This is a genomic window from Arthrobacter sp. JZ12 (assembly GCF_035189165.1).
In the GTDB taxonomy this organism is placed as follows: domain Bacteria; phylum Actinomycetota; class Actinomycetes; order Actinomycetales; family Micrococcaceae; genus Arthrobacter_D.
This window is the reverse complement of record NZ_CP045246.1, coordinates 3,257,464-3,271,610: the sequence shown is the minus strand read 5'-3', so window position 1 is coordinate 3,271,610 and position 14,147 is coordinate 3,257,464. Positions and strand designations below refer to the sequence as shown.

Below are 14,147 nucleotides of genomic sequence, written 5' to 3'. Positions count from 1 at the left end.
ATGGCAGACGTCGCGATTATCGGTGCCGGGCCCAACGGGCTGGCGGCCGGCGTCGTGATGGCCCGTGCGGGTTTGAGCGTCGAGGTGTTCGAGGCGCAATCCACCCTGGGCGGTGGGTCCCGCACTGCGGAGCTGATCGAGCCGGACCATCTGCACGATATCTGCTCCGCCGTGCACCCGATGGCGCTGGCGTCCCCTTTCTTCCGGGCGTTCGGCCTGTCGGAGCGGGTGCCGTTTGTGGTTCCGGAGCTTTCCTACGCCAATCCCCTGGACGGTGGTCGTGCCGGGCTCGCCTGGCGGGACCTTGGTCGGACGGCGCTCGGCCTGGGTCCGGATGGGCAGGCGTGGCGACGGCTGATGCGGCCCCTGGTGCAGCACATCGACGGCGTGGTGGACACCGGGTTAAACCCGTTCCTGCGCATTCCGCGCCACCCGGTGGCGGCTGCAGCGCTGGGGCTCGCGACCGTGGAGCAGGGGTCGCCACTCTGGAATCTGCGGTTTTCGACGGAGGAAGCAGCCGCGCTGATCTCGGGAGTGGCTGCGCACGCCGTCGCCCCGCTACCCACCCTCGCGTCCGCAGGCGCGGGGATGACGCTCGGTGCCCTCGCCCACGCGGTGGGATGGCCGATCCCCGTCGGGGGATCGCAGTCCATCATCACTGCCATGGCTGACGACATCCGCGCCCACGGCGGCGTGCTCCACACCGGGCACAGGATCGACGCGGTGGGCGAGCTCGACGACGCCCGGGCTGTGCTGCTCGATGTCTCACCGCCCGCGCTGGCCAGGATGGCCAGTGGTCGGCTTCCCGCCCGGTACTCGGCCGCACTGGAACGGTTCCGTTTCGGCGACGGCGCCTGCAAGGTGGACTTCATCCTGTCCGGTCCGGTTCCGTGGGCCAACGAGGAAGTGATGCAGGCCGGCACCGTGCATGCCGGCGGATCCCGCGAGGAGCTCGCGGCCTCCGAAGCGGACGTCGCGGCCGGCAAGCACCCGGAGCGTCCGTATGTGCTGATTTCGCAGCCCTCTGCCTTCGATCCGTCCCGTGCGCCCCACGGACGCCACGTTCTGTGGACGTACTGCCATGTTCCCAACGGCTCGCACCGGGACATGACCGACGCCGTCGTGCGGCAGATCGAGCGGTTCGCACCAGGCTTCCGCGACGTCGTCGTCCGTTCCCATGTAACGACGGCGGCAGACACCGAGCGCCACAACGCCAACTACGTGGGCGGCGACTTCAGCGGTGGAGCCGTCACCATTCCGCAGTTGCTGGCGCGGCCCTCCTTCAGCCCGAAGCCGTGGCGGACGCCAGTGAAGGGGCTCTACCTTTGCTCGGCGTCGACGCCGCCGGGACCCGGAGTGCACGGGATGGGCGGCTATCACGCGGCAAGGCTCGCGCTGAAGGACGTGTTCGGGCTGCCGGTGCCGGATCTGTCTCCGGGCGTTTAGTTGATCTTCGTTCCAAGCTTCCCGCCTTCCATCCCACCACAGAGCTGTTTCAGTGGGATGGAGCGTTTCGCTCCCAGCCGACCTCTTCACTCAGTGGGAGAGCCGGCGGGCCACCCATTCCGGAAGTTCGACGGCGGTCTCCTGGCTGAGGCTGTGGCCGCCTGGATCCCGGCGCGGGTGGGCAGTGGCGCCTGACTGCTCGGTGATGTAGGTCCAGGTGCGGTCGAGGAGTTCGCGCGGAATCACGGTGTCGGCGTCCCCCTGCGCGACGAAGACCGGCACTCCGGTGAGATGTCCCGGTGTAGTGGGGACACCGGCGTCGAACGGGAGGGTGCCGTACAGGATTGCGGCGCCGGCGAAGCGGACAGGGTCTGAGAGCAGCAGTCCGCCTGCGAACGCGGCGCCGCCGCTGAAGCCGATCAGGAGGACGGAGCGATCGGCGGGCGCCACCTCGTCGAGCCAGTTCCGAAACCACGCCATGGTCTGCTCGAGCGACTCGGCGATGGGACGTCCGATGCCCCGGTTTGCGAACCACGCATAGCCGCCACCCTCCGCGATGGGCGCGCGCACTGCTGCATAGGACGCGCTGGCAGGCAGGTGGTTCGCCAGGCCGATGATCCCGTTTTCGTCGGCGCCTCGGCCATGGAGGAGAACCACCAAAGGCAGATCGGGGTTGTCCTGGCCGTGCCAGGCAACGACGGGTTCAGGGAAGTGGTTCATGCGTTCCTCCTTGGCTGGCGCCTGAGCTCTTGTGGCAGTCTAGTCATAGATGGTTGTAGCTTCAACTAATCCGAGGCGAAGAGCACGTCCAGAGGGGCAATGGGGACGATGTCTTGCGCCTTGGCACGCATTTCCGTGCTGACGGTGACAAGCGCGTCGGCCTGCAATCGCGCAACAGCCAGGTACTCGGCGTCGTACGTTGAGTCCCAGCCCTGCTCACGGGCGATTTTCCACGCTGTCCGGCGGGATACTCTGTCGCCCAACAAGCGCATTTTCATTTCGGTCATGCGCTCGTGGTGTAGCAGAGCCTCGTCCTCCGAGAGCCGGCCCTGCTGAACGGCTTCGAAGAGCAGGGAGAGCGATTGCGAACGGATAAGGTTCGGCGCTACGAGTTGATGCTTGACGGCCACTCCTTGAGTGCCCTGCACAAGATGCAAGAGGGTTGGAGCGTCAATCGCGTACCGAGTCATGGGGCAAGCTTAGTTTCCCGGCTTTCCTGATTGGATTCCCTCCGGGCGTCTAGCATAAGAGATATTCGCAGGGCCGCCCTTATCGTTATTCAATCTATACGGACGCCGAGCCGCATAACCCAAAATTCGGCGGATAATGAAGTCGTCGCTTTCACTTATCCGGGGGATCATCCATGCGTTCTATGCGTAAAATCATCACGGCAATTTTGCCCGCTTTGGCTTTGTCCACGTTATTCACTGCTGTTCCAGCCAAGGCTCAACCGACGTGGCACGCCTCCCGTCCTTACATAATGTCTGAAGAGCTGATTGCTTTTGACAGTAGCGGCGTTCTCTGGAATTACGGCAGAGTCTACTCGGGCAGGAACCGGATTGGCTCCGGGTGGAGCGGAATGGCCGAAATCCACGTGACCGACTGGAATGCGGACGGTATCAAGGATCTGCTGGCCAAGGGTAAGGATGGCAGGCTCCACATCTACTGGGGCAAGGCGGATGGCGGATTTCGGGCATCGACTATCGGCCATGGTTGGCAGAATTACGATATTTCTGTCGGCTACTGGAAGCAGGCCGATAACTATCCGTCAATCATCGCGAAAAGCACCGTTGATGGAAGGCTCTATAACTACACAAATCCGTCAGGGACCGCGATCATAGGAGAACGGATCCTTGAGGGAAGCGGTTGGGGATCACTGAATGTGAATCTCTTGGACTGGGACGGTGACGGAGGCCAGGACATTGCTGCCACAACAACGTCGGGCGATATGCTCCTGTATCGCACCGACGGTAACGGGAATTTCTATGGGGAGACCCGTAAGAGAATAGGAAACGGATGGGATTCGATGAATTATGTCGGATCGTTCACGCGCTACAGGGAAGCCAGTGAGCCGGGCTTCGGAGAGGCCAGCGAGCCGGGTTTGCTAGCGAGGTCTGAGGATGGAGTGCTTCACTTCTACGGTTTCGGGAATGGCAGCTGGAACTCCCGGGAGCGGATCGGAACTGGGTGGAACAGCTTCACGATCGCTGAAGCTGAAGGGTAAGTCTGGGTAGCGGTTGGGTGAGGGCGCGAACCTTCGGCAGCTCCCTCCCCAAGCGTCATTGGACCAACGCCATTTCCGGGGCGGGAGCCCGGAGAGTAAGCTGGGTCACGATCAAAAAACTTCATAGCTCTACTTTTCTTAGCCACTGACCCGCAGCGGGAGAGTCCTGCCGATCACTCAGCAGGCGCCGTAGGAGCAAATCCTCCCCAGGAATCTCTCAGGCCCAGCACCGCCGCGGAAAGGCAACTCTGGAAAGCAGCCCGGCCATTAATGGCTGTGCTCACCGACGGTGCAAGGCGGTCTTTCGAGTCCGCGGAATCTCTCAGGTCCCATACAGAGCGGGGAGGAACTCAACCAGCGTTCGTGCCTGGCGCGAACACCGATTTACGGAGTTCCCATGACCCACCAGACGGAAACCACCTTCTCCGACCGCCACATCGGCCCACGGTCCAATGACGCCGAGCACATGCTCAACGTGCTTGGCTACCCGAGCCTGGACAAACTCGTTGACGTAGCTGTGCCGGCGAGTATCCGCCTGAGCGAGGGATTGGACCTGCCCACCGCCCTCAGCGAATCCGAGGTCCTCGCCCAGCTTCGACGGATCGCGGCGAAGAACAAGACGGCCGTCCAGATGATCGGTCAGGGCTACTACGACACGATCACCCCTCCCGTGATACGGCGCAATGTGCTTGAGTCGCCCGCCTGGTACACCGCCTACACCCCGTACCAGCCCGAGATCTCCCAGGGCCGCCTGGAGGCCCTCCTAAACTTCCAGACCATGGTGCAGGACCTCACCGCCCTGCCCATCGCCAACGCGTCGCTGCTCGACGAAGCGTCCGCGGTCGCCGAGGCAGTGCTCCTGATGCGCCGCTCCGGCAAGAACAAGGGACGCACCGTCCTGGACGCCGATTGCCTGCCGCAGACCATCGCCGTTGTGAAGGGCCGCGCTGAAGCGCTCGGCTTCGAGGTCGAGATCGCGGACCTCTCACAGGGCCTGCCCGAAGGCGACATCAACGGCCTCGTGCTTCAGCAGCCCGGCACCTCGGGCGCGCTGCGTGACCACAAGGACATCATTGAAAAGGCGCACGACGCCGGCGCACTGGTTACGGTAGCCGCCGACCTTCTCGCGTTGACCCTCATCACCCCTCCCGGCGAGCAGGGCGCGGACATCGCCGTCGGCTCCGCCCAGCGTTTCGGGGTGCCGCTTTTCTTCGGCGGACCGCATGCCGCCTACATGGCTGTGCGCAAGGGACTCGAGCGCATGCTCCCCGGACGCCTGGTGGGCGTCTCCAAGGATTCCGACGGCGCCCCCGCCTACCGCCTCGCGCTGCAGACACGCGAACAGCACATCCGCCGAGAGAAGGCGACCTCCAACATCTGCACCGCGCAGGCCCTGCTCGCGATCGTGGCCAGCATGTACGGCGTCTACCACGGGCCGGACGGCCTGAAGGCGATCGCCGAACGCGTCCACGGGAAGGCCGCCCGGCTCGCAGCAGCCCTGCCCGGCACCGTACACAAATCCTTCTTCGACACCCTCCTGGTCAAGGCTGACGGCAGGGCCGAGGAGCTCGTGAAGGCCGCTGACGAACGGGGAATCAACCTCCGGTTCGTTGACGCTGACCACGTGGGCATCTCCTGCGACGAGACCACTACGGACGCCCACCTGCAGACCATCGCCGAGGTCTTCGGCGTCGACCTGCCGGCCGTGGCTGAAGCCGGGCCAAAGGTACGAATCCCCGCGGAACTGAAGCGGACGTCGTCGTACATGACCCACCCGGTCTTCTCGCTGCACCGCTCCGAGACGCAGATGCTGCGCTACCTGCGGCGCCTCTCCGACCGCGACCTGGCGCTGGATCGCACCATGATTCCGCTGGGATCGTGCACCATGAAGCTCAACGCCACTGTGGAGATGGAGCCCATCTCCTGGCCGGAGTTCGCCACCATCCACCCCTTTGCGCCCGAACACCAGACCGAGGGCTGGCGGGAACTCATCGGCGACCTCGAGAACCGCTTGGCCGAGATCACCGGTTACGCACGTGTGTCCATCCAGCCCAACGCCGGATCCCAGGGCGAGCTGGCCGGCCTCCTCGCCATCCGCGGCTACCACCTCTCCCGCGGCGACGAAGCCCGCAACGTGTGCCTCATCCCGTCGTCGGCGCATGGCACTAACGCCGCCTCCGCCGTATTGGCCGGCATGAAGGTAGTCGTCGTGAAGACCGCCGCGAACGGCAACATCGACCACGACGATCTCAAAGCCAAGATCGAAGCCAACCGCGACTCGCTCTCCGCCATCATGATCACCTACCCGTCTACGCACGGCGTGTTCGAGGAGGACGTGTGCTGGGTCTGCGACCAGGTGCACGCCGCCGGCGGCCAGGTCTACATCGACGGCGCCAACCTGAACGCGTTGGTGGGACTGGCGAAGCCCGGCGAATTCGGCGGCGACGTCTCCCACCTCAACCTGCACAAGACCTTCTGCATCCCGCACGGTGGAGGTGGTCCCGGCGTCGGACCCGTTGCGGTGGCCGAGCATCTCGTGCCCTTCCTGCCCGGTGATCCCAACGCCGACGACGGCGCGAGCGAGGCCGGCGTCCCCATCTCGGCTTCACGCTACGGCTCAGCAGGCGTGCTTCCGATCTCCTGGGCGTACATCTCCCTCATGGGCAATGAGGGTCTCACAGCTGCAACCAAGTCGGCCCTCCTGGCCGCGAACTACGTTGCAGCCCGCCTCAACGGGCACTTCCCGGTTCTGTACTCAGGCGAGAACGGGCTGGTTGCGCACGAGTGCATCCTCGACCTGCGCGCGCTCACTGCAAAGACCGGAGTCACGGCCGAGGACGTGGCCAAGCGACTCATCGACTACGGCTTCCACGCTCCGACCCTGAGCTTCCCGGTCGCCGGAACGCTCATGGTCGAACCAACGGAGTCGGAAGACCTGGAGGAACTGGACCGCTTCATCGACGCGATGATCGCCATCAAGGGCGAGATCGACCGGGTGGGCGCGGGCGAGTGGTCGCTGGAGGAGAGCCCGCTTCGGCAGGCACCCCATACCGCGCAGTCCCTGATCAGTGACTCGTGGTCGCACCCGTATTCCCGCGAGGTCGCGGCCTATCCGGTTCGGACCCTGCGTCACGACAAGTATTTCGCTCCTGTCCGCCGGATCGACGGAGCCCACGGCGACCGGAACCTCGTGTGCTCCTGCCCTCCGCTCGAAGCTTTCGAGGACGGCACAGTCGTGCTCGAGGACACCACCGCGCCGGCTGCGAACTAAGGATTCCTGATGACCAAGCAGACAGCTCTCTACGCCCAACACTCTGAACTCGGCGCATCCTTCACTGACTTCGGCGGCTGGCAGATGCCCCTGAAGTACCGGAGCGAGCTCGAGGAACACCACACTGTCCGCCGCGCAGCCGGCATCTTCGACCTCTCCCATATGGGTGAGGTGATGGTGACCGGACCGCAGGCAGCGGAGTTCCTGAATTACGCGCTGGTGGGCAATCTCGCCGTGATCGCAGTCGGAAAGGCGAAGTACTCGCTCATCTGCAACGGGGACGGCGGCGTGATCGACGACCTCATCGTGTACCGGCTCGCCGAGGACCGGTTCCTGGTGGTGCCCAACGCGTCGAACTCCGACACCGTCGCCGCCGAACTGCAGACGCGGTCGGACGCCTTCGAGGTCACCGTCGAGGACCAGTCACAGGACACGTCGCTGATCGCGGTCCAGGGCCCTAACGCTGAGGGGATCCTTCTGGGCCTCGCGTCACTGGAAGACCAGGATGCGATCACGTCGCTGAAGTACTACGCCGCAGTGCAGGTGGAACTGGCGGGGCAGAGCGTGCTGCTGGCCCGCACCGGCTACACCGGCGAAGACGGGTTCGAGCTGTTCATCGGCAATGCCCAGGCGGGTCAGCTGTGGAAGGCGGTCCTCGAGGCCGGTACCGATCATGGATTGGCGCCGTGCGGTCTGGCCTCCCGCGATTCCCTCCGCCTGGAGGCCGGCATGCCCCTGTACGGTCACGAGCTGGGTCTGGACACCAACCCCTTCGAGGCGGGACTGCGAGGCGTCGTCAGCTTCAAGAAGACGGATGACTTCGTGGGCCGGTCAGCGCTGGAAGCGCTGAAGGACCAGGTTCCTGCGCGCACGCTTGTCGGCCTGCGCGGCGCCGGTCGTCGGTCGGCACGCGCCGGGTACGACGTCGTCTCGGACGGACGCGCGGTCGGTACCGTCACGTCCGGCCTCCCCAGCCCGACCCTCGGATACCCAGTGGCGCTCGCCTATGTCGAGTCGGGGCTGAGCGAGCCCGGTACCGAGCTTCAGGTGGATCTCCGTGGCCGGCCCGAAGCCTTCACCGTAATTGAACTGCCGTTCTACAGGCGCTCGGGCCGGTCATGACCATCAGCGCCTTCGATCTGTTCAAGATCGGAATCGGCCCGTCGAGTTCGCATACCGGTGGGCCAATGACGGCCGCGTATCTGTTCACCCAGATGCTCTTCCAGCGGGGACAGCTTGAGCAGACGCGCGAGGTGAAGGCTGAACTGTTCGGTTCACTGGGCGTGACCGGGCACGGTCACGGCACGGTCAAGGCCGTCATCCTGGGTCTCGAGGGGGAGCAGCCGCACCTGACGGATCCGCAGCGCGCCGAGCCGCGCGTCGAGCAGATCTCGGCCACAAAGGCCCTCCGTCTGGGCGGCACTCACGAGGTTTTTTTCGACCCGCAGACCGACCTCATCCTTCACCGGAAGGAGCGGCTCGAGTATCACACCAACGGCATGCGATTTACTGCGTATGCCGAGGACAGAATGGTTCTGCTGTCGCGCGAGTACTACTCCGTCGGCGGCGGCTTTGTGTTGGATGAGGACCAGATCGGGACAGACACTCCTGCGGAAAACAGCGTGGACGTGCCATACCCCTTCACCTCCGCCGAGCAGCTGCTCGAGATCGCTGCGACTACCGGGAAGTCATTCGCGGACATCGTGCTCGCAAATGAACTCGCCACCCGAAACGAGAATGACGTCCGCGGCGGCCTGCTGAAGATCTGGGACGTCATGCAGGACACCATCCGGCGGGGAACCATCAACAGTGGCGAGCTCCCGGGCGGACTCCACGTCCGCCGTCGTGCTGCCAAGCAGTTCGAGCTGCTCCGCAAGGAGGCCGATCCGAACGATCACCTCAGCACCATGGAGTGGGTCACCCTGTTCGCGCTCGCGGTCAACGAGGAGAACGCCGCCGGAGGCCGCGTGGTCACCGCGCCCACCAACGGCGCGGCCGGGATCATCCCGGCCGTCCTGAAGTACTACACCGACTTCGTGCCCGGAGCCGACGACGACGGCGTCATCCGCTTCCTGCTCACCAGCACCGCCGTCGGTGCCCTGTTCAAGACCAACGCGTCCATCTCGGGCGCCGAGGTCGGCTGCCAGGGCGAGGTGGGATCCGCGTGTGCGATGGCGGCAGCCGGCCTCGCCGAAGTCCTCGGCGGCACACCTGCTCAGGTCGAGAACGCAGCCGAGATCGGCATCGAGCACAACCTCGGCCTGACCTGCGACCCGGTGGGCGGGCTGGTGCAGATCCCCTGCATCGAGCGCAACGCGGTGGCAGCCATGAAGGCGATCACCGCGGCGCGCATGGCGGTCCGCGGCGACGGGCAGCACTTCGTGTCGCTCGACGCCGCAATCAAGACCATGCGCGAGACCGGCGCCGACATGATGGACAAGTACAAGGAAACAGCCCGCGGAGGGCTGGCCCTGAACGTCGTGGAATGCTGAATGGCTCTCCCCGCACGCGTTGAGATCATTCCGGGGCACGACGTCGTCGCCCGGTTGGGCCGCGAACTGCCGGCGCCCGCGACGATCACGATCACCTGCCTGCCGCACCATGGACCGTCTGAAACGGTGGATCTGGCGGTCGAACTTGCGGCGCTCGGTTACCGCGCCGTGCCGCACTTGGCGGCCCGGTCGATCGAGTCCAAGCAGCAGATGGACACCTTCTCGAAGCGTCTGGCCGACGCCGGCGTCAAGGACATCTTCGTGATCGCCGGGGACGCCAAGGCCGACGCCGGACCGTACGCCTGGAGCGTTCCCCTTCTGGAGGAACTCGCGGGCACCGGCTCCTTCCGGCTCGGCTTCGCTGCCTATCCCGAGGGGCACCCCGCCATCCCCGAACCCGAGCTCACGCAGCTGCTGCTGAAGAAGCAGGAGTACGGCGACTGGGCAGTGACCCAGATGTGTTTCTCCGCGCCGGTGCTTTCCGACTATCTTGCCCGCATCCGCGCCGACGGGTTTACCCTCCCGGTCTGGGCCGGCGTCCCCGGACAGGTGCGACGCACCCGGCTCGTAGCGCTCGCCGGAAGGATCGGAGTTGGTCCGTCGCTCAAGTTCGCCAAGCGCAGTGGTTCGCTGCTGCGGTCGGTGCTGGCGCCGTCGTCGTACGATCCCACGCGGCTGGTCGGATCGATCGAAAGATCAGGCGGGTTCGCCGGGCTTCACGTCTACAGTTTCAACGATTTCGCGCGGTTACCCGGCGCCTCGTGACCCCTGACCTCACTGTGGCGGGCTGACCAGAGCAGTACAGAGCAGGATGAACGCAGCGAAAGAGAGCAGCGTCCGAAGGTGGTTCCAGCCCACCCACCGCTTCTCGAACCGGAGCCGGGCAGCAGCTGAACCACCTGTCTGCGCTGAGGCCGACCGCTCAAGTTCGAGGTTCAGGGGAATGTTGATCGTGAACGTTATGCCGAGCACTGCGACGTAAAGGATTAGCGCAGTGGCAACTGTAAACAGGCGCGGGGTGCCTTCACTGACCTGCAGTACGAGTGCCCAGGCGGTGAAGAGCAGCGCCCCGAAAAAGCTCACGGCGAACCAAAGGTTCTGAATGGCTGTGTTGATGGCGCCCATCGCCTGAACGAAGGGCTGGTCCCCGATCCTGCGGAGGCCGGGCATCACCGAAACGGAAAAGGCGTAGAAGAGTCCGGCGATCAACCCCATCGACGCCGTGGCCAGAACAAGAACTGTGGTGTGCATTCGAAAGCCCCCTGTTATGCACCTACGTGACAGTTAACTATCTAACCGGCAGTTGCCTGGACCCGGCCCGTCAGTCTCCCTTGACGTTGACGATCTGACGCAGGGTGTGCCGCACGCGAACCAGGTCGCGGGCGTCGTGCATGACCACGTCGATGTCCTTGTAGGCGGCGGGGATCTCATCGATGAAGGCGTCGGTGTCGCGGTACTCAATGCCGCGCATCGCCCGCCGTAGCTCCTCGCGGGTGAAGGTGCGCCTGGCTGCTGACCGGCTGTATTCCCTGCCGGCCCCGTGCGGCGCTGAGTTCAGCGACGGCGCGAAGCCGAGCCCCTCCACCACGTAGGAGGCTGTCCCCATGGAACCCGGAATCAGCCCGGGCCGGCCCGCGGAGGCATCGATGGCCCCCTTGCGGCTCAGCCAAACCCGCTTGCCGTAGTGCGTTTCCTGTGCCGTGTAGTTGTGGTGGCAGTTGATGCGCTCCTGCTCCTGGACGGCCTCGCCGGTCCAGTCAGCGACACAGGAGACCACGCGGTCCATCATCTCCTCGCGGTTGAGCAGGGCGAAGTCCTGCGCCCACCGGAGTTCGTGGATGTAGTCCCAGAACTCGTCGTCGTCCTCCTCAAGGTAGGCGAGGTCGTTGTCGGGGAGCTGGATGCCGCGGGCGTCGCACTGGTCCAGCGCTACCCGGATATGTTTCTGCGCAATGCGGTTGCCGACGCCGCGGGAGCCGCTGTGAAGGAACAGCCACACGCGGTCCTGCTCGTCCAGGCTTACCTCGATGAAGTGGTTGCCGGAGCCCAGCGAGCCAAGCTGCAGTGCCCACTGCTTGGAGTACGACGCCGGGTTGAAGCCGGCGTCTTCCGCCTGCCGGATGAGGCGCTCGATGCGCGGCTCGGCGGAAGGAAGGATCTTCTTGTTGCTGTGGCCGGCGGACAGGGGGATGGCGCGCTCGATCGCCTCGCGCAGGGTTCTGCGTTCGAGCCGCCGCAGGTCGTCCTTCCGGAACTGCGTCCGGACGGCGATCATTCCGCATCCGATGTCAACGCCCACCGCGGCCGGAATGATTGCGCGGAGAGTTGGGATGACGGATCCCACGGCGGCACCTTTTCCCAGATGTGCGTCCGGCATGCTGGCCAGGTGCGGGTAGATGAACGGCATGGACGCCGTTTTCAGGTTCTGCGCCCGTGTCTGTTCATCGAGGATGCTGGCGAAGTTGATGTACGTGGCGCTGACCTTTTCCATGGTCGTCCCATCCTCCGCTACCCGACTCTCAGCATCAACCAGATTTTCCCAAGCCGGGCAGGCGAGCATGGGGCGTCCCCCTCCAGGGTGGGTGGGGACGCCCGCGCAGGAGGAATCGATGAGCATAGAGATTATCGTCGGCTTGGTAGCCGCCGCAGTCCTGATTTCCGGTACAACAGTTGCTGCTGTTTCTGCGCAGGGACGACGACGGCGCGAGCCGGCTCCCGCCGTCCTTTCCCCCGAGGACCGGCGACTTCTGCCCCATCTGGGGATGACCCCGAGTCAGTGGCTGAAGCTCACGGATTCCCAGCGGGCGAACCTCCGCGGCCACGCGATGCGGACCATGTAGGCACGGGAATCAGCCGGTTACGTCAACGAAGATCGGGTTGGCATAGAACCAGGTGTCCAGCCACGGGTTGGCCTCCTCGGTGCCGTTTCCGTGCCGCTGCGGACCTCCCGGGTCGACGTCGGCACCGTAGTAGCCGGCGCCGTTCCGGTTGCCGTCGCTGCCCCGCACCCGAAGGTAGAAGGACTGGTCCACGTCGCGGAAGGTGTGGCTGACGGTCACAGTGCCGGACTCGCCGGATACATCGAACTGACGCGTCACCCGTGTGCCGGGTGCGCGCAAAGCATCCCGGTCGGCCGAGGGGCCTGTGACCGGGCCGCTGATGACGTCGACGTGTGCCACCCGGGGCAGGATCCCTGCGGCATTTCGGTACTCGGTCGGCGTCAGGGTGATGGACACCTCGACGTCGGTCCCGCGACGGACCTGCAGCCGTGATCCGAGGGTGACGCCGTTTGCGCCCCTGCCCGGCTGTCCGTTCGCTTCACGGACGCGCACTTCAAGCCCGGCCAGCAGGTGTCCGTGGTCCACCCACATCCTGCCGCTGCGCATTGCGGAGAGCACTCCGCCGTAGCTTCTGTGAAGTACGCCCGTGTGGGTCCGGCTGAACTGCCCGGGCCAGAAGTCGCTGCCTCCTTGGGGCTCTCCGGTTTCCACCGGGTCCGGTCGACGGCCCTCCACGCTCCAGCGGTCGAACTCGTTGGGCAGGCTCAGGTAGGGCTCCCGCTCCGGGTAGGGGCCGGTCTTCAGCGTGTCCTTGACGGTGAGGTGGTTGTCGGAATTCGCGGTGATCCAGAAGGGCAAGCCTTCGGCGAGCATGGAGTCCCAGACGCCGCCGACGGTGTGCCGTGGCCCAGTCGAACCCGCCGTACGGCCGGTAGGCGTCGGCCGGGTAGCCCGCGAAGCTGTACTGGCTGGGGGCGTTGGTGTATTCGCCGCGCTGGTCGCCGGGAACTGTGAACTGGCTGATGCCGCTGCCCTGAGCGCCTGGCGCGCCCTCCATGCCGATCATTACCTCGCGCGCCGCGTCGCGCCAGGCGCGCAATTCGTGAGGTGAGTCGATCCCAAGCCGCATCGGATGATTGGCGAGAACCAGGACGTCGTCGATGTAGCCGGTGCGCCGCTGCTCGGCCAGCCATGCGATGGCCTCCGCGGCTTTGCGTTCTGCGAGTCCTTCAGCGGTTGAACCCGGTGCGGGCTTCTCCCAGCCGTTGAGCTTGCCGTCCCAGACCAGTTCGAAGGTCCGGAGGAGGTCGACTTCGTTGGGGCCGGGCGCAACAAGAACGGACCCGTGCTCCGCAGCGGGGATGTACCACTCCAGTCCCTGGAAGATGAGCAGGTCCTTGTTGGCGGCGCGCTGTTCCCGGATTTCCCGATTCGAGTTGACTGCGCCTCCGTTGTTGGCGTGACCGAAGTTTGAATGTTCGGTGAAGGCCAGCCAATCGACGCCGTACTTCCGGGCTGCGTCGAGCTGGTGCTGGATGAGGTATTTCGCATCGTGGCTGTACTGGGTGTGAACGTGATGATCGCCGACCAGCCATGTGAGCTGAGGGTCGTTGCGCCTCTGCCCGCCCCCGGGAGCGCCGAAGGCTGCCCCTGCCGTTGCGGTTGCCGTGGCACCGGCGCCCGCAAGGATGGCGGCGGACCTCAGGATTGCACGTCGGTTCCACCCGATCGCCTCCAACTCCCGGTCCGCAGCTGCCGTGGAAAGTTTCGGGTCGAACTGGTCATGGGTGTTGCACATGCAAATTCCTTCAAACAGTGGGGATTGACTCCTGCACGGTAGGCAGACCCGATGTACCCGGCGTGAAGCCCGCATTAACAGGAGCTTGCCAGAGGCAATTACCAGTCACGAGTTTCGTCACACTTTGATGGTGAAG

The 14,147-nt window shown here is 65.0% G+C and carries 13 protein-coding genes and 1 riboswitch; of the genes, 7 read left to right on the top strand and 6 right to left on the bottom strand.

Annotated features, from left to right (window positions below):
* Window positions 1-1,446, top strand: coding sequence for a phytoene desaturase family protein (locus tag GC088_RS15270; RefSeq protein WP_323959852.1), 1,446 nt, complete (start codon window positions 1-3; stop codon window positions 1,444-1,446).
* Between the two features lie 90 nt (window positions 1,447-1,536).
* Here GC088_RS15270 and GC088_RS15265 read toward each other — a convergent pair whose 3' ends face one another.
* A complete protein-coding gene (locus tag GC088_RS15265; protein WP_323959851.1) occupies window positions 1,537-2,166 on the bottom strand; it encodes an alpha/beta hydrolase in 630 nt (209 codons plus the stop codon).
* Window positions 2,167-2,231: 65 nt separating this feature from the next.
* Entirely contained in the window at window positions 2,232-2,636 is a 405-nt protein-coding gene (locus tag GC088_RS15260) for a type II toxin-antitoxin system VapC family toxin (RefSeq protein ID WP_323959850.1), read from the bottom strand.
* A 290-nt stretch (window positions 2,637-2,926) separates the two neighbouring features.
* Here GC088_RS15260 and GC088_RS15255 point away from each other — a divergent pair, with 290 nt between their 5' ends.
* From GC088_RS15255 to GC088_RS15235, 5 genes are all read left to right on the top strand, one after another.
* Entirely contained in the window at window positions 2,927-3,670 is a 744-nt protein-coding gene (locus GC088_RS15255; RefSeq protein WP_323959849.1) for a hypothetical protein, read from the top strand.
* A 146-nt stretch (window positions 3,671-3,816) separates the two neighbouring features.
* Window positions 3,817-3,912, top strand: a riboswitch (glycine riboswitch).
* Window positions 3,913-4,067: 155 nt separating this feature from the next.
* A complete protein-coding gene (gcvP, locus tag GC088_RS15250) occupies window positions 4,068-6,941 on the top strand; it encodes an aminomethyl-transferring glycine dehydrogenase (RefSeq protein ID WP_323959848.1) in 2,874 nt (957 codons plus the stop codon).
* 9 nt (window positions 6,942-6,950) lie between these two features.
* Window positions 6,951-8,063 (top strand): glycine cleavage system aminomethyltransferase GcvT, encoded by a 1,113-nt coding sequence (gene gcvT / locus GC088_RS15245; RefSeq protein ID WP_323959847.1) that lies wholly within the window; start codon window positions 6,951-6,953, stop codon window positions 8,061-8,063.
* A complete protein-coding gene (locus GC088_RS15240) occupies window positions 8,060-9,433 on the top strand; it encodes an L-serine ammonia-lyase (RefSeq protein WP_323959846.1) in 1,374 nt (457 codons plus the stop codon). The genes gcvT and GC088_RS15240 overlap by 4 nt, the downstream gene beginning before the upstream one ends.
* A complete protein-coding gene (locus tag GC088_RS15235) occupies window positions 9,434-10,198 on the top strand; it encodes a methylenetetrahydrofolate reductase (protein WP_323959845.1) in 765 nt (254 codons plus the stop codon).
* Between the two features lie 9 nt (window positions 10,199-10,207).
* Here the strand turns inward: GC088_RS15235 and GC088_RS15230 are convergent, their stop codons facing one another.
* Together GC088_RS15230 and GC088_RS15225 are read right to left on the bottom strand one after the other, a co-directional pair.
* Window positions 10,208-10,684, bottom strand: coding sequence for an anthrone oxygenase family protein (locus tag GC088_RS15230; protein ID WP_323959844.1), 477 nt, complete (start codon window positions 10,682-10,684; stop codon window positions 10,208-10,210).
* A gap of 70 nt (window positions 10,685-10,754) precedes the next feature.
* Window positions 10,755-11,924 carry an RtcB family protein gene (locus GC088_RS15225; RefSeq protein WP_323959843.1) on the bottom strand — a complete coding sequence of 390 codons (1,170 nt, stop codon included), beginning with the start codon at window positions 11,922-11,924 and terminating at the stop codon, window positions 10,755-10,757.
* A 118-nt stretch (window positions 11,925-12,042) separates the two neighbouring features.
* Between GC088_RS15225 and GC088_RS15220 the strand changes: the two genes are divergently transcribed.
* Window positions 12,043-12,273 carry a hypothetical protein gene (locus tag GC088_RS15220; protein ID WP_323959842.1) on the top strand — a complete coding sequence of 77 codons (231 nt, stop codon included), beginning with the start codon at window positions 12,043-12,045 and terminating at the stop codon, window positions 12,271-12,273.
* Between the two features lie 9 nt (window positions 12,274-12,282).
* On the opposite strand, the gene GC088_RS15215 is transcribed toward GC088_RS15220, so the two are convergent.
* Window positions 12,283-12,798 carry a hypothetical protein gene (locus GC088_RS15215; protein WP_323959841.1) on the bottom strand — a complete coding sequence of 172 codons (516 nt, stop codon included), beginning with the start codon at window positions 12,796-12,798 and terminating at the stop codon, window positions 12,283-12,285.
* Complete coding sequence (locus GC088_RS15210; RefSeq protein WP_323959840.1) at window positions 12,767-14,011, bottom strand: PHP domain-containing protein; 1,245 nt, start codon at window positions 14,009-14,011, stop codon at window positions 12,767-12,769. The genes GC088_RS15215 and GC088_RS15210 overlap by 32 nt, the downstream gene beginning before the upstream one ends.
* Window positions 14,012-14,147: the final 136 nt, after the last annotated feature.

Excerpts from the sequence above, each read along its gene's own strand:
- GC088_RS15235 (WP_323959845.1), top strand. The coding sequence starts at position 9,434 with ATGGCTCTCCCCGCACGCGTTGAGATCATTCCGGGGCACGACGTCGTC.
- GC088_RS15225 (WP_323959843.1), bottom strand. The coding sequence starts at position 11,924 with ATGGAAAAGGTCAGCGCCACGTACATCAACTTCGCCAGCATCCTCGAT.
- GC088_RS15270 (WP_323959852.1), top strand. The coding sequence starts at position 1 with ATGGCAGACGTCGCGATTATCGGTGCCGGGCCCAACGGGCTGGCGGCC.
- GC088_RS15260 (WP_323959850.1), bottom strand. The coding sequence starts at position 2,636 with ATGACTCGGTACGCGATTGACGCTCCAACCCTCTTGCATCTTGTGCAG.
- GC088_RS15230 (WP_323959844.1), bottom strand. The coding sequence starts at position 10,684 with ATGCACACCACAGTTCTTGTTCTGGCCACGGCGTCGATGGGGTTGATC.
- GC088_RS15240 (WP_323959846.1), top strand. The coding sequence starts at position 8,060 with ATGACCATCAGCGCCTTCGATCTGTTCAAGATCGGAATCGGCCCGTCG.
- GC088_RS15255 (WP_323959849.1), top strand. The coding sequence starts at position 2,927 with ATGTCTGAAGAGCTGATTGCTTTTGACAGTAGCGGCGTTCTCTGGAAT.
- gcvP (WP_323959848.1), top strand. The coding sequence starts at position 4,068 with ATGACCCACCAGACGGAAACCACCTTCTCCGACCGCCACATCGGCCCA.
- GC088_RS15210 (WP_323959840.1), bottom strand. The coding sequence starts at position 14,011 with ATGTGCAACACCCATGACCAGTTCGACCCGAAACTTTCCACGGCAGCT.
- gcvT (WP_323959847.1), top strand. The coding sequence starts at position 6,951 with ATGACCAAGCAGACAGCTCTCTACGCCCAACACTCTGAACTCGGCGCA.
- GC088_RS15265 (WP_323959851.1), bottom strand. The coding sequence starts at position 2,166 with ATGAACCACTTCCCTGAACCCGTCGTTGCCTGGCACGGCCAGGACAAC.
- GC088_RS15220 (WP_323959842.1), top strand. The coding sequence starts at position 12,043 with ATGAGCATAGAGATTATCGTCGGCTTGGTAGCCGCCGCAGTCCTGATT.